Source organism: Streptomyces sp. NPDC058620, assembly GCF_042717135.1.
Lineage (GTDB): Bacteria > Actinomycetota > Actinomycetes > Streptomycetales > Streptomycetaceae > Streptomyces.
The window spans coordinates 42246-63848 of sequence record NZ_JBHXQO010000015.1 but is presented as its reverse complement, the minus strand read 5'-3'; the positions used below and the strand labels follow the sequence as shown (position 1 = coordinate 63848).

Below are 21603 nucleotides of genomic sequence, written 5' to 3'. Positions count from 1 at the left end.
GGGCCTGACGGAAGCAAGACTCTGCCGGACGCGGACACCGTGAAGCAATTCTGTGTTGCGTGTGAAAGCTCACACCTCGTTCGGCCCCACAGTTTTACGGAATGAGCGGCAGAACGCGATGCCGCCCGGCTAAGCTCTTCGGCTCGCCGGGCGGCACCAACTGTCCTATCCCGTATCAGATCTGGCCTTCCTCCAGCATTTCGGTCACCAGTGCGGCGATCTGTGAACGCTCGGAGCGGGTCAGCGTGACGTGGGCGAAGAGCGGATGACCCTTCAGCTTCTCGACCACGGCGACGACTCCGTCGTGCCGGCCGACCCGGAGGTTGTCCCGCTGCGCCACGTCATGCGTGAGCACGACCCGGGAATTCGACCCGATCCGGGACAACACGGTCAGCAGGACGTTGCGTTCGAGCGACTGCGCCTCGTCGACGATGACGAACGCGTCGTGGAGCGAACGGCCGCGGATGTGAGTGAGCGGCAGAACCTCCAGCATGCCGCGTCCCAGCACCTCTTCGATCACCTCGCGCCCGGCGACCGCCGAGAGCGTGTCGAAGACGGCCTGCGCCCAGGGGCTCATCTTCTCGGCCTCGGAGCCGGGGAGATAGCCGAGCTCCTGCCCGCCGACCGCGTACAGCGGCCGGAAGACCATCACCTTCTGGTGCTGCCTTCGCTCCAGTACCGCCTCCAGCCCCGCGCAGAGCGCCAGCGCGGACTTGCCGGTGCCGGCCCGGCCGCCCAGCGACACGATGCCGACGTCCTGGTCGAGGAGCAGATCGAGCGCGATGCGCTGCTCGGCGCTGCGTCCATGGATCCCGAACACCTCCCTGTCACCGCGCACCAGCCGCACGTTGCCCTCGGCCGTGACCCGGCCCAGCGCCTTGCCGCGCTCGGACTGGAGGACGAGACCGGTGTGCACGGGCAGTTCGGCGGCCTCGGGGACGTACAGCGTCTCCTCGGTGAACAGCAGGTCCACCTGCTCGCCGGCGAGCGCCAGCTCCGTCATCCCGGTCCAGCCGGAATCGGTGATGGCGAGCTCGGCGCGGTACTCCTCGGCGAGGAGGCCGACCGAGGACGCCTTGATCCGCAACGGGAGGTCCTTGGAGACGACCGTGACGTCGTACCCCTCGGCCTGGAGGTTGCGTGCGACCGCGAGAATCCGTGAGTCGTTGTCCCCCAACCGGTAGCCGGCGGGCAGTACACCGGGATCGGAGTGGTTGAGTTCGACGCGGAGCGTCCCGCCCAGATCCCCGAGCGGGATCGGGGCGTCCAGCCGGCCGTACCGGACCCGCAAGTCGTCCAGCAGGCGCAGTGCCTGCCGGGCGAAGTACCCGAGCTCCGGATGGTGCCGTTTGGCCTCCAGCTCCGTGACCACGACGATCGGCAGCACGACTTCGTGCTCGTCGAAGCGGGACATGGCGTTGGGATCGGCCAGCAGGACGCTGGTGTCGAGAACGTAGGTGCGCCTGTCGGGCATGCGGCGCTTTGTGCTGGTCACCACGGAAGGACGTACCCCCTCGGACGAGGTCGGGGAGTGCGACGGACGTCGCGGAACTTCCCAAGGGAAGAGGACGGACCGGGTTCGGAACCCCCTGCGAGGGCCGAACGCCGGCCCTCCGCGTCGGCCGCACTATGCGTACGGTCCTTCGTGTGCAAAGGGCCTCCCGGGCGAGCGGACTGGGTGCCACTCACTTGGACACGACATCCGCCCGGCTCCTGACCGGATGTCGACCTGTCAGGGGTATTCCCTCGAACACGCCCAGCCATGCCGATGCCTGCGACACGGTGCGGAAGAGTCCTGGTGGACGCGGGGTGACCGCGCGGGGACGGCGCCCTCTACCGGGAGGGGGCGCGGGGCGTCAGGCCCCGTAGCGGCGGTGCCGGGCCGCGTAGTCGCGGAGGGCACGGAGGAAGTCGACCTTGCGGAAGGCCGGCCAGAAAACCTCGCAGAAGTAGTACTCCGAATGCGCGCTCTGCCAGAGCATGAAGCCCGACAGCCGCTGCTCGCCACTCGTACGGATCACCAGATCCGGGTCGGGCTGCCCCCGGGTGTACAGGTGCTCGGAGATCAGGTCCGTGGAGACCACCTCCGCCAGCTCCTCGAAGGTCGTGCCCTTCGACGCGTGGTCCAGCAGCAGCGAACGCACCGCGTCCGCGATCTCCTGGCGCCCGCCGTAGCCGACTGCGACATTGACGATTATTCCGTCGATACCGGCCGTGGCCGCTTCCGCCTCCTTGAGGACGGTCTGCGTACGGGCCGGCAGCAGGTCCAGCGTGCCGACGTGGTGGACACGCCACCGTCCGTCGGCCGCGAGGTTGCTCACAGTGTTCTCGATGATGCCCAGCAGCGGGATCAGCTCCGCCTCGGGCCGGTCGAAGTTGTCCGTGGAGAGCAGCCAGAGGGTGACGACCTCGACATCGGTCTCACTGCACCAGCCGAGCAGCTCGGAGATCTTGTCCGCACCGGCCTGGTGCCCCTGCACCGCAGAGCCGCCGGACGCCTTCGCCCACCGCCGGTTGCCGTCGAGGATGACACCGATGTGCTTGGGCACCTGGTCGTGATCCAGGCGGCCTTCCACCCGGCGTGCGTAGAGCCCGTACACCAGGTCGCGCAAGTTCACTGAGTTCACCCTCTCGGTTCCGTACGGGCCGCAGACCCGCCCTCCCCGTCGCCGGGGGTCCGGGGTCGTCCCCCGTGGGGGATAGCCGCATGGTTCGCACGGTCCGCGCAGACAGGCGTCGCGCCGCGCTCGGCATTCCCCGAAGCGGCCACATTACTGCGCAGGGGTCGCACCGGCCCAACCCGGTCTGTCACAACTCCGTGATAAGCAGAGAAACGTGACTGATTCCCTCTCCTACCGCGCCGCCGAGTCGCGCTACGACTCCATGGAGTACCGCCGCACCGGCCGCAGCGGGCTCAAGCTCCCCGCCGTCTCCCTCGGCCTGTGGCACAACTTCGGCGACGACCGCACACTGGACTCCCAGCGGGCGATCCTGCGCCGCGCCTTCGATCTCGGTGTGACCCACTTCGACCTGGCCAATAACTACGGTCCGCCGCCCGGCTCCGCCGAACTCAATTTCGGAAAGCTCTTCCAGCAGGACTTCGCCCCGTACCGGGACGAGCTGATCATCTCCACCAAGGCCGGATACGAGATGCACCCCGGCCCGTACGGCGAGTGGGGCTCCCGCAAATACCTGCTCTCCTCGCTCGACGCCTCGCTCAAGCGCATGGGGCTCGACTACGTCGACATCTTCTACTCCCACCGCTTCGACCCGGACACGCCCCTCGAGGAGACGATGGGCGCACTGGCCTCCGCCGTCCGGCAGGGCAAGGCGCTGTACGCGGGTGTGTCCTCGTACAACGCGGAGCAGACCGCCGAGGCGGCCCGTCTGCTCAAGGAGATGGGGGTGCCCGCCCTCATCCACCAGCCGTCCTACTCGATGATCAACCGCTGGCTGGAGGACGACGGGCTGCTCGACACGCTGGAGACGGCGGGCATGGGATGCATCTCCTTCGTGCCGCTCGCGCAGGGTCTGCTCACGGACAAGTACCTGGCGGGCATCCCGGCGGGTTCGCGCGCCACGCAGGGTAAGTCCCTCGACCCGGACCTGCTTTCCGACGAGGTCGTCCGCCGCCTCAACGGGCTGAACGACATCGCGCAGAACCGCGGCCAGTCCCTGGCGCAGCTCGCCCTCACCTGGGTCCTGCGCGACAGCCGTATGACGTCGGCTCTGATCGGCGCCTCAAGCGTGAAGCAGCTTGAGGAGAACGTGGCCGCTCTGGCCGGACCGGCGCTTTCCGCGGAGGAGTTGAAGGAGATCGACGCCTTCGCCGTGGACACCGCGGGCACCAACATCTGGGCGGGACGCAGCTGATTCCGGCTGGGTGACACAGGGTCCGCACCGGGCCCTCACAGGGGCCTCACAACCCCGGAGACAAAAATCGGGCCGGTCCGTGGGGGGGGTTACGGACCGGCCCGAGGGGGGGTTTCCACCATAACCCTTCGTAAGTGATGCTGCGTGCCACGCCACTCCACAACTACTCTCCGAATTCAGCGGACTGCGCTGCGGAGACGGTTTTGACCACTGTGGAGGCCCCTGGGGAGGGTGGGAAAAGGAGGCGGACGCCGCTGGGCGCCGCCTTGACGTGGAGGTGTCCCTCGCACAGGCATGTGGGACCTTTATATGGGATCGGATAACCGTTATAGGGGATCGGGATAGGGGACAGATTCCGGCCTGATGACGTCCTAGATTCGCGGCATGACGACACGAGCCCGCACCGTGACCGTGACCTGGCCCGAGGCGAACGCCCGCCGGATCGCCCGCCAGGGACTGTCCGCCGCCTCCGCCCCTCCTGCCGTTCCTTCCTCTGCCGCTTCCTCCGACTCCTCCGGGGGTCCCGCCGGAGCCCGCACGCCGGCCGACGTGGTCGGCGCGATGCTCGGGGCGCACGCCCAGGTGCTGTCGGCGGCGGAACTCTCCGTCGCGCTGCGCCTGCCCGGAGCCATCCGGACCGACGTACGCGAGGCCCTGTGGACGGACCGGTCCCTGGTGAAGACGTTCGGTCCGCGCGGGACCGTTCACCTGCTGCCCACCGAGGAGCTCCCGCTCTGGACCGGTGCGCTGTCCGCTCTGCCCACCGGTCCCAGCGGGCTGGGCGCGGACGCCCGGATGACCCCCGAGCAGACCGAGCAGGTTCTCGCCGCCGTGGCCGACGCCCTCACCGGCGCCGAGCTGACCATCGACGAACTGTCGGACGCGGTCATCGCCCGCACCGGACCGTGGGCGGCCGACCCGGTGATGCCGGCGTTCCAGGGGATGTGGCCGCGCTGGCGCCAGGTGATGCATCTGGCCGGCCACCGGGGCGTGCTCTGTTACGCCGCGAACCGGGGCCGCAAAGCCACCTACACCAACCCGGGTGCCACCCCGCTGCCCGGACCGGAAGCCCTGGCCGCACTCGTCGGGCGCTATCTGCACGCGTACGGCCCCGCGACCCCGGCCCACTTCGCCAAGTGGCTCGCCACCGCCAACGGCTGGGCGAACCGGCTGTTCGCCGACCTGTCCGCGACGGGGGCCGTCGAGGAGGTGACGTACGAGGGCGCACCGGCCTGGGTGGCGGCGGGCGACACCGCCTTCCGAGCCACGCCCGCCCGGGGCGTACGTCTGCTGCCGTACTTCGACGCGTTCACCATCGCGTCCCAGCCGCGCGAGCGGCTCTTCCCCGGCCTCGCGCGGACACGCGCACTCGGGGGCGGGCAGGCGGGGAACTACCCGGTCCTGCTGGTGGACGGCACGGTCGCCGGGGTCTGGCACCAGCGCCGCTCGGGCCGCCGGATCACGGTGACGGTGGAACCGCTGGCGCCGCTCACCGCCGTACAGCTGAGGGAACTGGAGGAACAGGCCGACCGCGTGGCCGAGGTGCTGGAGGGGAAGGCGGAGCTGACCGTCGGGACGGTGACGGTGGGGCCGCACGCCTAGGGCGTTTCGTTCGGATCATGCCGGGCCGCTGTCGCGACGGCCCCGTCAGGGGCGGACGAAGCGGATCGCCATCGTGTCCCCCGCGACGACCACGAAGTCGCCGTCCTCGCACCGGATGACCACCTCGCGGACTTCCCCCCTCTCGTCGCGGCGCTCCTCCGTGCCGGTGACCGTCCAGGCTCCGCCGTACGGCGGCACGGGCAGGTTGGTGAGGGGGGAGAACTCCCACTGACCCGCCGGTACGCACCAGTCGGGGAGCTCCGGCCAGCCACCGGGCGTGATCCGCAGGGTCCAGTCGGAGGCGCAGGTCAGGAGCACCGAATCGCCCCCGGAGAGGACGAACTCGATGGCCTCGGGTTCGCCCGTGATCCCCTCCGGGCGGTAGAAGACACCGTGGACGGCGGTGATCCAGGCACCCTTCAGCCAGTCGGAGTCACCGCCGCGCGGCCGGCCTGCGGCTTCGCGGATGTCCTCGCCGGGCTCTTCCCGCTCTTCCCTTCCGACCGTCATGACCAGCTCCCTCACCGTGCGCTCGCCCCACCGGTTCGCCCTGCCCACCGGTAGGACGGTGGAAAGGGCGAAGGCGTTGCACTACCGGACAGTCTTCAAGTGCCTTGTTGTACAGGCCCGTTGGTCCGTCTCCGCCCGGTCCTACGCCGGTTTGCGTGCCTCGGTCAGGAAGCGGGTGGTGTGCGCGACGAACCGTCCTTCGTTCTCGATCCTCCGATGCAGCGCCTTCAGTTGCGGACGGTACGCCTCGACCGTGAAGCCCGGGACCATCCAGATCACCTTGCGGAGGAAGTAGACGACGGCCCCGATGTCGAAGAATTCGGTACGCAGCCGCTCGGTCCGCAGACCGACCACGTCGAGACCGGCGGCGACGGCGTCGGCGCGGGCCTGCTCCGGGTCGCGAGCGCCCCGCACCTCGGGAGGCTGCGGGCCGAGGAAGAACTCGACGAGCTCGAAGACACTCGCCGGGCCGACCTGCTGCGAGAAGTACGTGCCTCCGGGCGCGAGCACCCGGGCGATCTCCTCCCACCACGTGGTCACCGGGTGCCGGCTGACCACCAGGTCGAAGGCCGCGTCACCGAACGGCAGCGGTGGCCGGTCCTCGTCGGCGACGACGACGGCGCCGAGCGGGTGCAGGAGCGCGGTGGCACGGGCGATGTTCGGGGGCCAGGACTCGGTGGCCACGGTCAGCGGCGGCAGCTTCGGTACGGAGGCGAGGACCTCGCCTCCGCCGGTCTGGATGTCGAGCGCGCAGCGGGCACGGCCCATCCGGTCCGCCATGGCGCGCGCGTAGCCCCACGAGGGGCGCTGCTCGGTGGCCCGGCCGTCGAGCCAGGAGAAGTCCCAGCCGTCGACGGAGACGGCCGCGGCTTCGGCGACGAGCGCCTCGAAGCGCTCGTCGGACGACGCGGTGCCTGGGATCGGTGAATCGGACATGGGGCGATCGTCGCAGCTGGGCCACGGCGGGCGCGACCACGTTTCGTGGCGCGAGGCCCGCTCCTCAGGCGGCCAGGGCACCGAACAGCACGCCGAGGAGCGCACCCGCGATCATGAACGGCCCGAACGGGATGCCCGTCTTGCGCCCGGCCCGCCGAATGAGCATCAGGCCCAGCCCGTACACCGCGCCGAGCAGGAAGCCGGCGAACCCCCCGGCGAACAGCACCGCCCAGCCGTACCAGCCGAGCGCCACCCCGAGGGAGAGGGCGAGCTTCACGTCCCCGAAGCCCATGCCGTTCGGGTTGATCAGGAAGAGCAGGAAGTAGAAGCCGCCCAGCGCGAGCCCGCCGAGCAGGGCGGAGGCCCACGACCCGGTGTGTTCGGGAGCGAGGGACACCGCCCCGAGGAGCAGCGCGGCCGCACCGGCGAGCGGCAGCGTCAGCCGGTCGGGCAGTCGGTGCACGCGGCGGTCGATGACGGCGAGGAGTACGGCCACGGGCGCGAGCAGCAGCCAGACGACGAGCTCGGGCCGTGCCCCGGTGGCCGCTGCCAGGGCCGTACACGCGAGTGCGGTGACGACGGGTGCGAGGGCGGCGGGGGCGTACCGGGTTGCGGAGGGCGCCGGTTCGGATTCCGGGGCGGGCACGGATTCCGGCGCCGGAGTTCCGGCTTCGCTCTCGTGGGCCGTATGCGCGGGAAGGGACGGGACGGCCACGGCGCAGCTCGCGCAGCGGGTCGAGCCGAGCCAGCCGCGGGCCGGGCCGGTGAGCGGATGCCCCGAGGGGCAGGCGTCCCGCCAGTCCTCGTCCGGCTCGACGGAGAACCGGTACGCGGCACGCGGGATCATCAGCCCGGCGGCGACGCCCCAGAGAGCGGCGACTGCGATGAGGGTGGCGTCCACAGTGGCGACCCTAATCGGGGTGCGGTGTACGGGTCTTGGGCCCTGGGACCCATTGCACGGCGTTCCGGACCCAGCGGCGGGGGCCGGGTACTACGGTCGGTGCCCATGGGGAAATGGCGCGACGGCAGCGGAACACTCAACGTCGACACGGACGGCACGGACGGCACGGACGCGGGGACCCGGGAGGTGCCGCTGCGGATCGCGGCGTCCTACCGGGCGCGGACACGTGGCCTGCTCGGGCAGGACGGTGTCGACGGAGCCCTGTTGATCACTCCGTGCGCGAGCGTGCACACGTTCCGGATGCGGTTCACGATCGATGTCGCTTACCTGGACCGGCACTTCAACGTCCTCGCGGTCCGCACGATGAAGCCCGGCCGCCTCGGCCTGCCCCGGCTGCGCGCCCGTCACGTCGTGGAGTCCGAGGCCGGGGCGATGGCCGAGTGGGGAATGCGGCCGGGTACGCGCGTACGGATAGTGGCGCAGGCGACCGTCGTGTAGCGAACCGGCCCACGGGTCACCGCGTGCGCTTCACCGGCGTGAACCCAGGTCAGGGTGAGCCTGAACGACCTCGGCTACATCGACGAGCGCATCCACGACCTCACTCGGTCCGGCGCGACCACGCGGTTCTCCCTCGACCCGGGAGTGGGAGCACTCAACGAGGTCGAGTGCGGCGACGGGGGAGATGCCGGGCGCTCTCCCGGCGGATGGGCTCAGGGCGGGCCGGAGCCGAGCAGGGTCCACGCCCCGTACGCGGCGGATGCGAAGGCGAGCGCGGCGAGGACCGCGGCGGTGCGGGCCGTCGTCCGCGGCCGGAGCAGCGCCACGGAGGCCGGCAGGAGCAGCGGGAACGCGGGCATCATCAGGCGCGGCCTGGACCCGAAGTAGCCGGAGCCGATCAGCGAGATGACCACGATCGCGATGGCGTAGACGAGTACGGGGAGTGGCTGCCGCTGCCGCACACACAGGTACAGCAGCCACCCCAGCAGCCCCAGCGCCGCGCAGAGCCCGAGCGCGGCGGGCAGCGGCAGTCCCAGGATGAACGCGGCCAGGGCCCGGCCGCCGTCGATGCTGTTGCCCCACTGCGCCTGGATCTCGAAGTACGCGAAGGGGCTGTCCTGGCGCACGGCGACGAACACCACGTACGCCAGCCAGCCCAGCGGTGCGATGACGACCCCCAGCAGCATGCGGGCGTGCCGGCGCAGCATGCCTTCCCGGTCGCCGGCGCGGTACTCCTTCACGAGGGTGACCGCTGCGGTGATCGCCAGAGCGGCGACGAGCGCGGCGGCGGAGGGGCGCGTCAGGCCGGCCAGGACGCACAGGGCGCCCGCCACGATCCAGCGCCCGGTGAGCACCGCGTACAGGGCCCAGGCCGCCAGGGCGGTGAACAGGGTCTCGGTGTACGCCATCGACTGCACGAACGCCGTCGGGTAGACCCCCCACAGCGCGGCCAGCACCACACCCGTCCGGCGGCCGTACAGCCGCGCGCCGACGGCGAAGATCCCCCAGGCGGCGAGCAGCCCGGCGAGCCAGGCGACGAACAGCCCCGCGCCGCCGACGGTGAGTGGGGTCACGTCGGCGATGCCGCGTTCCAGGGCGGGCAGGAGGGGGAAGAAGGCCAGGTCGGAATGGACGCTGCCGTCGGCAAGCGTGACGGAGTAGCGGTATCCGTCCTCGGCGATCCGCTGGTACCAGACCGAGTCCCAGCGCCCGCTGAGCAGGTGGAGGGCGTCCCGGCCGGCGAGGGTGGCCCAGACCCAGAAGACGAGGAGCCCGATGACCCGGACGGCCGCGTAGGCCCCCAGTGCGGGGGCGGCGGCGGTGAGCGCCACGGCGGCGCGGTGCCGGAGCCCGCGGCGGCGGGGTGGCGGCGCCGTGGCGGCTGTCCGGGAGGGGGTCTCCCCTGCTCGAGCGAAGCCGCGAGCTCGGGGAGGGGTCGGGTTGTCGGGCATGCGGCCGATTATGACCACATGGGTATGCCTTGATCCCCATCGCGGGTGCGCGATGGGGCCCCATCGCTGTGCGCGGTGGTTCCGCATCGCTGTGCGCGGTGGTTCCGCATCGCTGTACACGATGCGGGGACGTCCGGCCCGGCGCCATGGGGGAGCGCCGGGGCGGGCTCTGTACTCCTACGGCGCCGACGCTAACGGTCATGGACCCCACCGTCTTGGGCCCCAGGACCCAAGCACCGGTTCGCGTTCCGGTGCGGTCGCGGTGACGGGGCCTAGCGGAAGGCGGCGATGTGGCGCCGGGCCCAGTCCGCGAAGGTGTGGGGCGGGCGGCCGAGGATCTGCTCGACGGCGGGGCTGATGCGGAGCTCGGCCTCGTTGGGTTCGCCGAGGATGGCCAGGGTGGTCTCGACGACGGGCTCGGGCATGAACGCGAGCATGTGCGCGCGGGCCCCCTCGCGCGTCAGCTCGACGAACCGGACCGGCTCGCCCAGCGCCTCGGCGAGCGCGTCGGCCTGCTGGCGCGGCGTCGTGAGGACCGGCCCCGTCAGCTCGTGGACCTGCCCCGCGTGCCCGGCCTCGCGCAGGGCCACGGCGGCGACCTCCGCGATGTCGGCCGGATCGACGACCGGCAGGCCGATGCCCGCGAACGGTGCGGCGACGGTCCGCTCGGTGCGGACCGCCTCGGCCCAGGCGTACGCGTTGGAGGCGAAACCGCCGGCCCGCAGGATCGTCCAGTCCATCCCCGACTGCCGGACCGCGTGGTCCAGGGCCAGGCCCGTACCACCGTGCGAGTCCGAATCCGCTCGGCTGGCGACGCCGATGGAGGAGAGGAGGACGATCCGCCGTACTCCCCCGGCCTTCGCGGCGTCGAGTACGGCCTGCGGATCCAGCAGATGCGCACCGGCTCCGGTGTCGTGGAAGAACAGCGCATCGGCACCTTCGAAGACCGGACGCAGACTTCCGGGACCGGCCAGATCCGCCCGGATGGGCCGGACGCCCTCCGGGACATCGGCGGCCGTGATCCCCCGGGACACCGCTGTCACCTGTTCACCGGCTGCCGCGAGTGACTGCACCAGCGGACGGCCGACGTTGCCGGTTGCTCCCGTTACTACGATCATGCGTAACTCCCCTGTTTCCAACTTGAGTTGACCTCGCCCGTACGGGCAGGAACGCCGCCGGGGCCGGTCCGGCCCGCTGGGACTCGCCGAAGCTAGCACCGGCGGCATAGTAGGTACCTAGAGGAAAGTGGCTATGCCAGGCGCACCGCGCGCGGCCTGCTGCGGCGGCCGCCGACGCCGTGCACCATGGGGGACGCAGGGCTCCCGCCGCCCAGGCACCACCCCGCACGCACCAGGAGGCGCCACCATGAGTGATCCGAGCATCGTCGTCGAGCGACGGATCGCCGCACCGGCCGACCAGGTCTGGGAAGCGCTCACCGATCTCCGGGGCATGCCGTCGGTGCTCAGCGGTGTGGACGCGGTCGAGATCCTCACGGAGGGACCGTTCACCGTGGGCACCCGCTGGATCGAGACCCGCCGGATGTTCGGCAAGCAGGCGACCGAGGAAATGCGAATCACGGCGTGTGAGCCGCTCTCCCGCTACGTCGCCGAGGCCGATTCGCACGGCGCGCACTACGTCTCGGAGTTCGCCCTGTCCGACGGCGGGCCGGGAGTCACCACCGTCCGCATGACGTTCTCCGCCACCCCGCCCGGCGGATTCGCCGGCCTCGTCTCGAAGCTCCTCGGCGGCCTCGGCGCCAAGGCGGTGGCCAAGGCCGTGACGAAGGACCTCGACGACGTGGCCGCCGCCGTGGAACGGTCCGCACGCTGAACCTCCGCCGCCACCAACGGGACAGCACACGCACCGGTCATTGCTACAGGATTTACTACCATCGCTTCGTGGACACTCCAGCGGAGTACGCCACCGACGAGGGGCCTGCCCAGAAGGTCAGCATCTCCATGCCGGCCGACCGGATCGCCGCCGTGAAAGCGCGCGTCGGCGCGCGAGGTTTCTCTGCGTACATCAGCGCGGCCGTCATCAGGGTCCCCGGATCATTCTCGCCCCGGACGCCGACGACATGATCAAAATCTGCGGCAACAGGGCGCACACCGAGTCCGTCTGAAACCTTGATCCCTTCGACTCCGTACCTGTTCAATCCGCGGATGACCGATACCGATGTGGATCTGGGCGCTGTCACCGCACCCTCTGGAACTCTCGTGCTGGGAATGGCCGCCTGGATCGACTACTGGCCGCAGGTGGGACCGCCACTGTCCGAGCGGGCCGCCGAAGCCGCGGCGACCGGCGGCGGTCATCTGTACGGCCCCGGCGACGCCGGTGAACCGACGGCCTGGATGTGCGAGGCGATCGCCGTTCCCGCCGCCGCCGACAGGCCACTAGCGGTACGGGCCCGGACATCGGAATCCCCGTTCGACGGCGAAGCGACCATCGCCCTCCTGGAGGTCGGCCTCGGCCTCCCCTGGCCCGGCGGCGCCTCCGTACGACTGGGCGACCTGCCGGTGGACCGGTGCGGCATGGTGCTCGGTGACGCGCGGGCCCTGGACGGCTTCGTCGGCCTGGACGGCGACTCCACCGACGGCCTGGCCGACGTCACGTACTGGGGCCGGTACGAGGAAGACGTCCACGCCCTCTTCGGCGGCGAACGGATTCCGCAGCACGCCGGACAGGGCCCGCGCGGGTGGCTGGATCTGCCCCTGGCCGAGGCCGAGGCGTTGGCCGAACGGCTGGATACCTGGGAGCGCGAGGGCCCCGGCAAGGGGCTGATGGTCTCGGTCGACGCCCACAACGACTTCCACCGGTTCGAACGGGCCGGCTGGAACGATCCGCTGCTGGCCGGACTGATCGACGTCGGCGGCTGCCAGGTACTGGGTCTCGGCTGGGACCCCGGTGACCACTCCATGCGCCACCGCGGCGAACGACGCTGGGACCAGGTCTATCCCGCCACGCTCGAATCCCGGGCAGGCGAGACCGTACTGCGCTGGACCATTCCGCCGTACATCCCGGACGAGGGCGCGAGCGAGAGCACGTGACACGGAGCGCGGCCGCCGTTCCCGGGGGGCTCCCCGGAGAGGCCGCCACCCCGTCCTTATGATGCAGCGGATGGATGCTTGTCTTCCCTGTCCGGGTGCGCGAGGCCTTCCCCGCATCCGGAGGGGGCCGGCGGCCGTGCGGGAGTCCCTCGCATCGGCCGACCGAAAGCACGAGGCAGTTCTGTGAACGTACGCAAGCGGTGGACAAGCACTCCCATAGGGGCGGGTCTCGCGGTGGCTCTGCTGAGCAGCTGCGGCCTCCAGACCGGAGGAAACGCTGCCGATTCCGACGACTCCATCGTCGTGGGCATGTCGGACGACGTTCTGACCCGGGATCCGGTCTCGGACGAGGTTCTGCCCCCGGATCCGGCCTCGAGTTACGACCCGGGATCCTGGCTGCTGTTCAACAATGTCTACCAGTCCCTGATCAGCTTCCCCCGGGGAAGCTCGACGCCGCAGCCGGAAGCGGCGAAGTCCTGCGCGTTCGAGAACGGCAACAAGACCTACCGGTGCACGCTCCGCGACGGCCTGACCTTCAGCAACGGCGACAGCCTCACCTCCAAGGACGTCAAGCACTCCTTCGACCGGGCGATCAGGATCAACGACCCCGCCGGCCCCGCGCCGCTCCTCTCCACGATCGCGGAGATCACCGCTCCGGACCCGCGGACGGTCGTCTTCCGGCTCACGGTTCCCGACGCCACCTTCCCCAGCAAGATCGCCTCGGGCGCCGGCTCCATCGTGGACCACCGCACGTACCCGGCGGACAGCCTGCGCAAGGACGGCCTGGCCATCGGGTCGGGGCCGTACCAGCTGAAGTCCTTCGACAAGTCGAGGGCCGTCTTCTCGGTCAACTCCGGCTACCGGGGCACGGCGCGGGTGAAGAACTCGGGCATCACCCTCGCCTTCTTCCAGGGCGACCAGAAGAAGCTGGCGTCCGCGCTGCGGAACGGCGATGTCGATGTCGCCTACCGCGGTCTGGCCGCACAGGACATCTCCCAGCTGCAGGAGTCCTCCGCCGCGGCCGACAAGGGCATCGACGTCGTCGAGGGAACCAGCGCCGAGGTGCAGCACCTGGTCTTCAACGTGAAGGACCCGGTGGTCGGAAAGCTCCCCGTGCGCAAGGCCATCGCGTACCTGGTGGATCGTGACGCCCTCGTCAGCGAGGTCTACCACTCCACGGCCACCCCGCTGTACTCGATCATCCCGGCCGGCATCACGGCCCACAACACCGCGTTCTTCGACATGTACGGCGGGAGCCCGCAGCCGGCCAAGGCCGAGCAGGCGCTGCGTGCCGCGCACATCACGGACAAGGTAAAGCTCACGCTGTGGTCCACGCCGAGTCGCTACGGCCCCTCGACCGACAGCGCGTTCCGTGCGATCGCCAAGCAACTCAACGCGAGCGGACTGTTCGACGCGAAGGTCACGTCGCTGCCCTTCGATGAGTACGAGAGGCGGATCGCGGCCGGCGAGCTCGGCGTCTACGTGAAGGGCTGGGTCCCGGACTACCCCGACCCGGACAACTTCACCCAGCCGTTCTTCGGAACGGACAACGTCCTGCAGAACGGCTATGTGAACGACGACATCACCGACCGGATCATCCCCGCCACCGCCGCCCTGGCCGAACGGGGCGCCACCGAGCGGGCCTTCGACGAGCTCCAGGGTGACGTGGCCGAGGACCTGCCGATCCTGCCTCTGTGGCAGGGCAAGCAGTACGCGGTGGCGTACGAGAACATCTCCGGCCTGCAGTGGACCCTGGACGCCTCGACCGTCTTCCGCTTCTGGGAGATCAGCAAGTTCTAGGCAGCAAGTTCCAGGCAGCCGGTCCAGGGGGCGGACCGGCACCCGCCCCGAACGCCGCTTTTGCGGAGTGTGCGTTGCGTCTTCGGCAACGCACACTCCGCAAGACACGCAGTCGACCACACCGAGCAGCAACACCCAGGACGCGATGGAGGCGATCTCGAAGATCCCCTCGTTCAGCTGATCTGTTGCGCGGCCAGTTCGCGGATTCCGGGAGGCAGTGCCTCGTCCGCGGCCAGCCGGGCCAGGGCCCCGCGGCTCTGCGGGACCTCGGCCGTGTGGCGCAGTGCCCACACGGCCTGCTCGGCGGCCATGCCGCGCTGCGCATACCGTTCGGCGAGCTCCATCGCCCACGGAGTGATCGCCGCGGTGTCATCGACCATGAGCCCGCACCAGTACAGGACCTGTTCGGCGATCCAGGCAGAGATGCGGACGGTCCACCGGTCGGTGAAGTCCGTCGTGTCGAAGCCTCTGCGCGCGCACTCCGCCTCGGCCTCGGCCATGCGTTCCCGCGTCACACAGCGGGCGTACGGCATGTACTCCCGCAGCACGCGCCTGGTCTCCGTCCATTCGGGCCAGGACGCGTCCGGGCCCAGGAACTTCAGAGTCACTTCGGGGGGCGGTTCGGGCGTGGTGAGGGGAACCGGGGGCAGGCACGCTTCGAGCACGGCGCGCGCGTAGGCGATGTTCTCTCGGCTCTCCTCCGTCTCCGGCGGCCAGACGAAGCCGAGGTCCCAGGAGTACGGCAGGTCGCGTACGGCCTCGGGAAGCAGAGGCTCCTTCCCGGCGTGTTCCATGGTCATTACGAGACTCCCAGGTACTCCATCGCGCTCTTGGGATCCTTCATCTTGCCGGAGTCACGAGCGGCCTGCTTCTCGGCGTCGGTCTTGGTGTTCCACGCGGCGTCCAGGTCCTTCAGCTGCTTGGGGGTGACGTCCTGACCGGCGATCCGGACGCCGAGGCCGTTGTCCGCGAGGGTCCCCGCCGGGGTGCCCGGAGGGGACGCACCAGTCTTCTTGTCCTTCTGGAAACCGTTGAAGATCTTGTCCCAGTCCTTCGAGCTCTCGATCTCGTAGCGGGCCGCTCGCGGCGGGTTCGCTCCGCCCTCCTGGGCCCAGTCCGCGAGCCGCTTGGCCTGGGCGGGAAGGGATGCCTGCGTGGTCGCGTTGGCGGTGTTCTTGACCTCCACGACGTGCACCTTGCCGTCCTTGCCCTTGTACGCGACGTCCACGTCGTCGATGGCGCTGACATCGACCGGCCGGCCGTCTCCGAAGTCCACCGACTTGCGGCCCTTCTGCGCACCGACACTCGCGAACACCTTCGTGCCCTCGGCCGCGTCGAGGTCGGCGGCGCGCTTGGCCGCACGGGCCTCCGCCATGGCTTCGGCCAGCTGGTGACGGTCGTTGGCCTTGAGGACGGTGCCGCCCAGTGAGCCGCGGCTCTGGGTGTCGATGCGCTTGTCGTTGAGCATGTCGGTGAGATCGTCCAGCGCGGAGGCGAGTTCGTCCTTGCCGAATTCGCCTCGGCTCGGGTCGGGATCGTCCTTGGCCTTCGCGACCAGCTTGTCCACCGCGCCCTCGTTGAGGCTGTAGCGCTCGGACTTGGGCGTCTTCTGCTTGTCGGCGGCGTCCCGGATGGTCTGCTTGGCCCGCTCGGCCGCCTCGGAGAGTTCGACTCCGTCAGCGACCCGGTCGGCGTCGTCCGCCTCCTTCTGGGCCTCGCGGGCGTTGTCCGCCTCCTCGCCCTCGCACCTGGCGGTGGCTTGCGCGAGAACGATCAGGGGAGATCCGGCCTGTCCTGCGGCCAGGATTACCGTCCCGGAGCCGGGCACGCCTCCGGGCGCGCGAGGCTCACGGACGGCTTCCCCGTCCTCGTACGGTACGAGAGTGGCGGCGCCCATCGCGATGCTGCAACTGCCGTGCTCCTCCGCTTTCTCGACCGCGTCGTCGGCGTGCTCCTGCGCCTCGTCGGCCGCCTTGCGGGCTCCCTCGGCGTCACCGAGCCCAGCCGCCTTGCGGGCCCGGCCCGCAGCGTCCTTGGCCTTGTCGGACACCTCGGCGATCGCTTGGGCGAGCTTGCCCAGCTTGCCGAGTTTGCTGGCCTTTCCGACGACCTTGGCCACGTCGTAGCCGGGGATGAAGAGCGAACCGACATTCCAGATGACGGTGGTGGCGGCCTGGGTCTCCTCGCCCCGGTTCCAGGTCTCGCGGACCTCCTCCCCGACGAACATGTCGTCCAGGACCTTGACGCCCGTGTTGACCGAGGCACCGCCCCAGTCGGTCAGCGCGTCGAGGTAGTCACCGTCGGCCCATTTGTCGCCGGCGTCCTTGGAGTCCGCGCTCCACTTGTCGCCGAGCGACTTCCCGTAGTCGCCGATGCCGGTGATGGTGTCGATGGGGTGGACGACGGTGTCCCAGAGGTCGGTGACATCGCCCCAGATGCCGTCGACGAACAGGCCCTCGCCGACCTGCCCGAGCTGATCGAGGGTGCACCCGAGGAAGCCTGAGCACTCCTCCTTCTTCTCGCCGTCGTCATCGTCGCCGGCCGAATCGTCCCCATCGGCGACGATCGGCTCGTAGGGGTCGGTGGGATCACCGGCCTCGTCGGCCTCGTCGGACGCGTCGGCGCCCTCCGTCCCGCCGGTGGTACCGGCGCTGTCTCCACCACCGGTCTCGCCACCAGCGGTCTCGCTACCAGTGGTCTCGCCCCCGCCGGGTTCGCCACCTGTGGCCTCGCCTGTGGAGCCACCGGTTTCACCGCCGGTCGCGCCTGCCGTCTCCCCACCGGTGCCGGTACTCCCCCCGGTACCGCTGCCGCCACTGCCGGTGCCACCGCTGCCGGACCCACCCGCCGCGTCGCCACCGGCGTTGCCGCCAGTCGACCCGCCGGTCGAACCGCCAGTCGAACCACCGGTCGACCCGCCAGTCGAGATGGAGCCGTCGGTACTCGCGCCGGTCTGCCCCTCTGTCCCGGCGCCCGCCTCGACCGTCTGCTCACCGGTTGCCCCGCCGGCGGGGCAGGCCGTGCCGGTGACCGAGCAGATGGCCGACCTGAAGCCGTCGGCGATCTGACCGCCGGCCCCGGTCAGGATGAGCGCCAGCACGATCCCCGCGACCAGGGTGACCAGCCCGACGTACTCAATCGCCGACTGCCCGCGGTCCCGCCGCCACGTGATCATGTGGGGCAGCGAGAAGGGGGGCCGCACGGCCCGCCGCGACCCCGCGAGCCGGAACCACTGTCGGCTCTCCCCCCGGCACAGGAAGACGAGAATCACCACAGGCAGAAAGAGCTGGGTGAAGCCCTGGACCGAACCGTCACGGATGTTGGACAGGCCGCCGAGGATCAGCCACGCCTGCACGGCGATGAGGCCCCACCACACGCGGACCCCACCGGTCCAGGCACGCCGCGCCAGGATCCAGCCGACCGTTCCCGGCGCCGCCGCGTACAAGAGGAGTCCCAGCAGCGCGCCGTTGACGGCGTCCAGCGATGCGGCGGTGAGCAACAGACCGACGCCACCGAAAAGGGTCGCCGCGAACAGCACGTACACCAGCCAGCGGGCCACCATGAGCGGCTGCGGCATGGGTCGGCGGGAAGCGTCATCGGCTTGCGATGACGCTCCGGACCACGGGAGACCCCCAGCGACGGACATAGCGACCTCAACCCCCGGAACGGAAACGGCCGTTCATGGTGGCGCGCGGCGCCCCACCCCGGCGGTCAACCGTACGGAGCACGAACGCTCGCGCCATGGGCCCCAGGACCCAAACATGGACCCGGATTTCGCCGCGCCGCGAATCGACGAGTCCGCAACGGACGACCCCGCCCCCCTCGGGCTCAACGAGGCAGCACCACGACGGACTTGAAGCCACGCTGCGGCGGCAGCGCGTCACAGACGCCCCACTCACCACCCCAGTCGTCGACGACAGCGGTCAGTAGCCACAGCGCACGGCGGCGGCGCTGCGCGCAGAGTTCGGCGGCGCCGGGACCCGCGTGCTCCGGGTGCTGATCCCATACGAGCAGGCGCAGCGCGTCGTCACGGTGGCGGAGGGAGAGGTAGAGGTCCTTCTGCGGAGTGAACGTTGCGTTGACCGCTACCAGTTCGGACGCGATGTGGGCAGCGGGCCAGGTGAAGGAGGCGAGCCCGTGCGCGTGGAGCGCGGCCGTTACGACGGCGCGTGCGATGGCCGCGCTGCGGGGGTCGCCGGGCAGGGTGAGGCTGAGGGCCAACCTGTTGCCCGAACGGCGCTTCGGGTACGGGGCGGGGTACGGACGCGGGTCGGGCGAGGGCTCCTCGGGTACGGGACAGAGTGCGGCGCGCGGAGATGGAGGCATGACGGATTCCCCTTGAACGGAAGGTCTGTTGGAGGGGTTCTCTTTCGCGTCGGAGCGCACGAGGTGCTCGCGTCTTACCGGATGAGCAGTGGCCTGTCTCCCTGACGCGGGCCGGCCCCTCCCAGGGCAGGAGGATGCGGGCAGGACCGCGTGATGCACTTCCAGCCCATCCGAGCGTGAGCGGTGCGTTACTGAATGTAGCGCGTGGAGGGTAAATTAGCCCCACCTTCAGGGGAAGTGAGCCCTTTCGTGGTCGAGTCGCACGCTTAGGCGGCAGACTGCCCTTGACCGCATGCGGAAAGGAACGGCATGGCAGCGAGGACGTCTCCGACCGACCGCCAAAGGCGACTTGGCGTCGAAGTGCGGAAGATGCGCACGTCAGCAGGGGTGTCAGCTGAGTCGGCAGCCAAGCTCCTCGGTGTCGACCGCGGCAAGATCTCGAACATCGAGGCCGGCACACGGGCCATCAGCCCGGACCGTCTCCGCACCTTGGCGCACGCCTGCGCATGCACCGACGACCGGTTCGTTGACGCGCTGGTCGACATGGCCCAGCCCACTACCCGAGGCTGGTGGGAGCAATACCGCAGCACTCTGCCCGACAAGCTGGGTGATATCGCGGAGCTGGAGTCCCACGCGGTACGGATGAGAGCCGCCTACTCCGTCCACATTCCCGGCCTGCTCCAGACCTCGGACCACGCCCTGGCCGTGTTCCGGGCGGTGATTCCCATCCTGCCCGACCACGAGATCGCCCTACGGCTGGCCCACCGCCTGGAACGTCAGGCGATCCTGGATGGCCCCTCCCCCACCCCGTACACCGGCATCGTCCACGAAGCAGCGCTCCGCATGCAGTTCGGCGGGCCGACCGTCGCACGGGCTCAGCTCCTTCACCTGCTCAAGAAGTCGGAACAGCCACACGTCAGCCTGCTGGTGATCCCTTTCGCGGCAGGCGCCTTCCCCGGAGCCGGTCAGACCATCCTCTACGCCGAAGGCCCCGTCCCCGAGTTGGACACCGTGCAGATCGACAACTCGCACGGCCCTGACTTTCTCCACTCAGAGCCTCAACTCGCCAAGTACCGCGCCCACCTGGACTGGATGGAGGGAATTGCGCTGCAACCCGACGCGGCGCGGGACTTTATCCACGACATCGCACGTCAAGTCTGAGGAGACGATCCATGCGAGCAATCAACTGGGAAGACTCGTTCTGCGGTGAAGGGAACTCCTGCTACCGCCTCGGCACCGACGAACATGGCAACAGTTACATCGCCAAACAGGGTGAAGAAGGCTTCTACCTCTCCGACACCCGCGAGGCACTTCAGCAGATGATCCGCGACATAAAGGCCGGTAAGGCCGACCACCTGCTGTAACGGCAGGCGCCCGGCACCGCGACATGGTCACGGAGCCGGGCGCTGCGCGTGGAGTCAGCTCTGTGAGCCCTCCGCGCGGGGGAAGGAGACCTCCACCCGGCGGTTCTTCTTGCGGTTCTCCTCCGTGGAGTTGCTGGCGATCGGGAACTGCTCGCCGTATCCACGGATCTCGAACGTGATGCTGGTGCCGGTCAGCGCCTTCTGCAGAACACCGTGCACGGCTTCGGCACGCTGCTTGGAGAGGACGTCGCCGTGGGCGGACGAACCGAGGTTGTCGGTGAAGCCGAACACCCGGACCTTCTTGGCGTCCTGCTTCTTGATCTCCTCGGCGATCGCGTTGATGCGGCCGTTGGCCGCAGAGCTCAACTTCGCGCTGTCCTTGCCGAAGAGGACTTCGGCCTGGAGCGCGAACTTGATGTCCGAGTTGGTGTCCTCGCGACGCTCCTCGCCTCCCAGGTCTTCGACGACGGACTTGATGTCGAGGACCTTGGGGGCGGCGAGGGTGGCGCCGTCGGGGAGCTTGAGGTCGGTGTCGTTGGCGTCGACCTGGACCGGTGCCTCGGCAGAAGCCGACGGGTACGGACTGTCGTCGGCGACTGCTTGCGGAGCACCCCCGACGCCCAGGGCGACTACCCCAGCGAGCACGGTCATCGCCACACGGGCCCGAGCCCGCTGGCTTGTGATCGCGGCACTCATCAGGAGATCTCAATCGTCGCGGTTGTGAAGCCTGGGAACTGAAGGTCCACCTTGGTGGTCGTTTGAGCCGGCGCGGGGAACTGAGCGAAGAAGGGAAGGCTCTTACCTGCGTCGATCCCGGAGTCATAACTGGTCGTGGTCAACGGCCGGTTGTCCGTGTCACGCAGAACGTAGTAGCGCTTCTTGTCCTGAGAGTCCACGAGCGTCATCGCGGCCAAGGAGGGCCCGGTCCGCGCAACAGCCTCTTCCTGGCCGCTCCACTGAACCGGCGTAACCACGCGGCTTCCCGTCGTGTTCTTGAACTCGCCTGTCAGAGTGAGAAATCCCCCCTCATCCCGCTTGGCGACATGCACAATCAGATCAATGCCCTTGTCGCCCTTTACGGTCACCAGGACCTGGCTGGTATCCGGCAGTGTCTCTCCGCTGGGGCTACCCGTGTCTTTGCTCTTGGCCGGCGCCGAAGAACTCGAGGGCTCTTTGCCCTTGCCATTCCCGTCGTCGCTCCCGCAGGCTGCCATCGACAGGGTCAGGGTTGCAGCCAGTAGCACCGCAGCGCCGGCACGACGCGGGCCCCTCACATACCGAATTCTCATTGATCC

At 69.7% G+C, this 21603-nt stretch carries 22 protein-coding genes; 10 read left to right on the top strand and 12 right to left on the bottom strand.

Annotation, left to right across the window (positions count from 1 at the left end):
• Positions 1-175: 175 nt before the first annotated feature.
• The gene (locus tag ACFWSK_RS17190; RefSeq protein ID WP_383786360.1) at positions 176-1498 is read right to left on the bottom strand and encodes a PhoH family protein; all 1323 of its coding nucleotides are present in this window, start codon (positions 1496-1498) and stop codon (positions 176-178) included.
• Positions 1499-1856: 358 nt separating this feature from the next.
• Positions 1857-2618, bottom strand: coding sequence for an isoprenyl transferase (locus tag ACFWSK_RS17185; protein ID WP_383786358.1), 762 nt, complete (start codon positions 2616-2618; stop codon positions 1857-1859).
• A 217-nt stretch (positions 2619-2835) separates the two neighbouring features.
• Here ACFWSK_RS17185 and mgrA point away from each other — a divergent pair, with 217 nt between their 5' ends.
• Positions 2836-3873 carry an L-glyceraldehyde 3-phosphate reductase gene (gene mgrA, locus ACFWSK_RS17180; RefSeq protein WP_383786355.1) on the top strand — a complete coding sequence of 346 codons (1038 nt, stop codon included), beginning with the start codon at positions 2836-2838 and terminating at the stop codon, positions 3871-3873.
• A 384-nt stretch (positions 3874-4257) separates the two neighbouring features.
• Positions 4258-5475, top strand: a complete 1218-nt coding sequence (locus ACFWSK_RS17175) for a winged helix DNA-binding domain-containing protein (RefSeq protein WP_383786353.1) — start codon at positions 4258-4260, stop codon at positions 5473-5475.
• A gap of 45 nt (positions 5476-5520) precedes the next feature.
• Here ACFWSK_RS17175 and ACFWSK_RS17170 read toward each other — a convergent pair whose 3' ends face one another.
• From ACFWSK_RS17170 to ACFWSK_RS17160, 3 genes are all read right to left on the bottom strand, one after another.
• The gene (locus tag ACFWSK_RS17170; protein ID WP_383786351.1) at positions 5521-5985 is read right to left on the bottom strand and encodes a hypothetical protein; all 465 of its coding nucleotides are present in this window, start codon (positions 5983-5985) and stop codon (positions 5521-5523) included.
• Between the two features lie 141 nt (positions 5986-6126).
• The gene (locus tag ACFWSK_RS17165) at positions 6127-6921 is read right to left on the bottom strand and encodes a class I SAM-dependent methyltransferase (protein ID WP_383786348.1); all 795 of its coding nucleotides are present in this window, start codon (positions 6919-6921) and stop codon (positions 6127-6129) included.
• 64 nt (positions 6922-6985) lie between these two features.
• The gene (locus tag ACFWSK_RS17160; protein WP_383786345.1) at positions 6986-7822 is read right to left on the bottom strand and encodes a prepilin peptidase; all 837 of its coding nucleotides are present in this window, start codon (positions 7820-7822) and stop codon (positions 6986-6988) included.
• Positions 7823-7927: 105 nt separating this feature from the next.
• On the opposite strand from ACFWSK_RS17160, the gene ACFWSK_RS17155 reads away from it, so the two are divergent.
• A complete protein-coding gene (locus ACFWSK_RS17155; protein WP_383786342.1) occupies positions 7928-8320 on the top strand; it encodes a DUF192 domain-containing protein in 393 nt (130 codons plus the stop codon).
• Positions 8321-8532: 212 nt separating this feature from the next.
• Here the strand turns inward: ACFWSK_RS17155 and ACFWSK_RS17150 are convergent, their stop codons facing one another.
• Positions 8533-9771, bottom strand: coding sequence for a hypothetical protein (locus ACFWSK_RS17150; protein ID WP_383786338.1), 1239 nt, complete (start codon positions 9769-9771; stop codon positions 8533-8535).
• Between the two features lie 45 nt (positions 9772-9816).
• Between ACFWSK_RS17150 and ACFWSK_RS17145 the strand changes: the two genes are divergently transcribed.
• Positions 9817-9966, top strand: coding sequence for an MYXO-CTERM sorting domain-containing protein (locus ACFWSK_RS17145; RefSeq protein WP_383786336.1), 150 nt, complete (start codon positions 9817-9819; stop codon positions 9964-9966).
• Between the two features lie 77 nt (positions 9967-10043).
• Here ACFWSK_RS17145 and ACFWSK_RS17140 read toward each other — a convergent pair whose 3' ends face one another.
• Positions 10044-10889 (bottom strand): NAD(P)H-binding protein, encoded by an 846-nt coding sequence (locus ACFWSK_RS17140; protein ID WP_383786333.1) that lies wholly within the window; start codon positions 10887-10889, stop codon positions 10044-10046.
• Between the two features lie 247 nt (positions 10890-11136).
• Between ACFWSK_RS17140 and ACFWSK_RS17135 the strand changes: the two genes are divergently transcribed.
• The 4 genes from ACFWSK_RS17135 to ACFWSK_RS17120 all read left to right on the top strand — a co-directional run bounded on the left by ACFWSK_RS17135 (position 11137) and on the right by ACFWSK_RS17120 (position 14618).
• The gene (locus ACFWSK_RS17135; protein ID WP_383786330.1) at positions 11137-11601 is read left to right on the top strand and encodes an SRPBCC family protein; all 465 of its coding nucleotides are present in this window, start codon (positions 11137-11139) and stop codon (positions 11599-11601) included.
• A gap of 68 nt (positions 11602-11669) precedes the next feature.
• A complete protein-coding gene (locus ACFWSK_RS17130) occupies positions 11670-11852 on the top strand; it encodes a hypothetical protein (RefSeq protein ID WP_383786328.1) in 183 nt (60 codons plus the stop codon).
• Positions 11853-11933: 81 nt separating this feature from the next.
• Positions 11934-12818, top strand: coding sequence for a hypothetical protein (locus tag ACFWSK_RS17125; RefSeq protein ID WP_383786325.1), 885 nt, complete (start codon positions 11934-11936; stop codon positions 12816-12818).
• A gap of 183 nt (positions 12819-13001) precedes the next feature.
• A complete protein-coding gene (locus tag ACFWSK_RS17120; RefSeq protein WP_383786322.1) occupies positions 13002-14618 on the top strand; it encodes an ABC transporter substrate-binding protein in 1617 nt (538 codons plus the stop codon).
• A 173-nt stretch (positions 14619-14791) separates the two neighbouring features.
• Here the strand turns inward: ACFWSK_RS17120 and ACFWSK_RS17115 are convergent, their stop codons facing one another.
• The 3 genes from ACFWSK_RS17115 to ACFWSK_RS17105 form a co-directional block, all read right to left on the bottom strand.
• A complete protein-coding gene (locus tag ACFWSK_RS17115; RefSeq protein WP_383786319.1) occupies positions 14792-15418 on the bottom strand; it encodes a hypothetical protein in 627 nt (208 codons plus the stop codon).
• Complete coding sequence (locus tag ACFWSK_RS17110; RefSeq protein ID WP_383786316.1) at positions 15418-18195, bottom strand: hypothetical protein; 2778 nt, start codon at positions 18193-18195, stop codon at positions 15418-15420. Before ACFWSK_RS17110 ends, ACFWSK_RS17115 begins: the two co-directional genes overlap by 1 nt.
• A 251-nt stretch (positions 18196-18446) precedes the next feature.
• On the bottom strand, positions 18447-18944 hold the full coding sequence (locus ACFWSK_RS17105) for an ATP-binding protein (protein WP_383786312.1): 498 nt from the start codon (positions 18942-18944) through the stop codon (positions 18447-18449).
• Positions 18945-19253: 309 nt separating this feature from the next.
• On the opposite strand from ACFWSK_RS17105, the gene ACFWSK_RS17100 reads away from it, so the two are divergent.
• The gene (locus ACFWSK_RS17100; protein WP_383786310.1) at positions 19254-20105 is read left to right on the top strand and encodes a helix-turn-helix domain-containing protein; all 852 of its coding nucleotides are present in this window, start codon (positions 19254-19256) and stop codon (positions 20103-20105) included.
• A gap of 11 nt (positions 20106-20116) precedes the next feature.
• A complete protein-coding gene (locus ACFWSK_RS17095; protein WP_383786307.1) occupies positions 20117-20308 on the top strand; it encodes a hypothetical protein in 192 nt (63 codons plus the stop codon).
• A gap of 54 nt (positions 20309-20362) precedes the next feature.
• Here ACFWSK_RS17095 and ACFWSK_RS17090 read toward each other — a convergent pair whose 3' ends face one another.
• Positions 20363-21004 (bottom strand): OmpA family protein, encoded by a 642-nt coding sequence (locus ACFWSK_RS17090; RefSeq protein ID WP_383786304.1) that lies wholly within the window; start codon positions 21002-21004, stop codon positions 20363-20365.
• On the bottom strand, positions 21004-21597 hold the full coding sequence (locus ACFWSK_RS17085) for a hypothetical protein (RefSeq protein ID WP_383786301.1): 594 nt from the start codon (positions 21595-21597) through the stop codon (positions 21004-21006). The genes ACFWSK_RS17090 and ACFWSK_RS17085 overlap by 1 nt, the downstream gene beginning before the upstream one ends.
• Between the last annotated feature and the right edge of the window lie 6 nt (positions 21598-21603).

What these genes read in the sequence shown, in the direction of transcription:
- ACFWSK_RS17110 (WP_383786316.1), bottom strand. Translation starts at nt 18,195, where the DNA reads ATGCCGCAGCCGCTCATGGTGGCCCGCTGGCTGGTGTACGTGCTGTTC.
- ACFWSK_RS17155 (WP_383786342.1), top strand. Translation starts at nt 7,928, where the DNA reads ATGGGGAAATGGCGCGACGGCAGCGGAACACTCAACGTCGACACGGAC.
- ACFWSK_RS17085 (WP_383786301.1), bottom strand. Translation starts at nt 21,597, where the DNA reads ATGAGAATTCGGTATGTGAGGGGCCCGCGTCGTGCCGGCGCTGCGGTG.
- ACFWSK_RS17175 (WP_383786353.1), top strand. Translation starts at nt 4,258, where the DNA reads ATGACGACACGAGCCCGCACCGTGACCGTGACCTGGCCCGAGGCGAAC.
- ACFWSK_RS17100 (WP_383786310.1), top strand. Translation starts at nt 19,254, where the DNA reads ATGGCAGCGAGGACGTCTCCGACCGACCGCCAAAGGCGACTTGGCGTC.
- ACFWSK_RS17095 (WP_383786307.1), top strand. Translation starts at nt 20,117, where the DNA reads ATGCGAGCAATCAACTGGGAAGACTCGTTCTGCGGTGAAGGGAACTCC.
- ACFWSK_RS17170 (WP_383786351.1), bottom strand. Translation starts at nt 5,985, where the DNA reads ATGACGGTCGGAAGGGAAGAGCGGGAAGAGCCCGGCGAGGACATCCGC.
- ACFWSK_RS17105 (WP_383786312.1), bottom strand. Translation starts at nt 18,944, where the DNA reads ATGCCTCCATCTCCGCGCGCCGCACTCTGTCCCGTACCCGAGGAGCCC.
- ACFWSK_RS17135 (WP_383786330.1), top strand. Translation starts at nt 11,137, where the DNA reads ATGAGTGATCCGAGCATCGTCGTCGAGCGACGGATCGCCGCACCGGCC.
- ACFWSK_RS17140 (WP_383786333.1), bottom strand. Translation starts at nt 10,889, where the DNA reads ATGATCGTAGTAACGGGAGCAACCGGCAACGTCGGCCGTCCGCTGGTG.
- ACFWSK_RS17165 (WP_383786348.1), bottom strand. Translation starts at nt 6,921, where the DNA reads ATGTCCGATTCACCGATCCCAGGCACCGCGTCGTCCGACGAGCGCTTC.
- ACFWSK_RS17115 (WP_383786319.1), bottom strand. Translation starts at nt 15,418, where the DNA reads ATGACCATGGAACACGCCGGGAAGGAGCCTCTGCTTCCCGAGGCCGTA.
- ACFWSK_RS17090 (WP_383786304.1), bottom strand. Translation starts at nt 21,004, where the DNA reads ATGAGTGCCGCGATCACAAGCCAGCGGGCTCGGGCCCGTGTGGCGATG.
- ACFWSK_RS17125 (WP_383786325.1), top strand. Translation starts at nt 11,934, where the DNA reads ATGACCGATACCGATGTGGATCTGGGCGCTGTCACCGCACCCTCTGGA.
- ACFWSK_RS17150 (WP_383786338.1), bottom strand. Translation starts at nt 9,771, where the DNA reads ATGCCCGACAACCCGACCCCTCCCCGAGCTCGCGGCTTCGCTCGAGCA.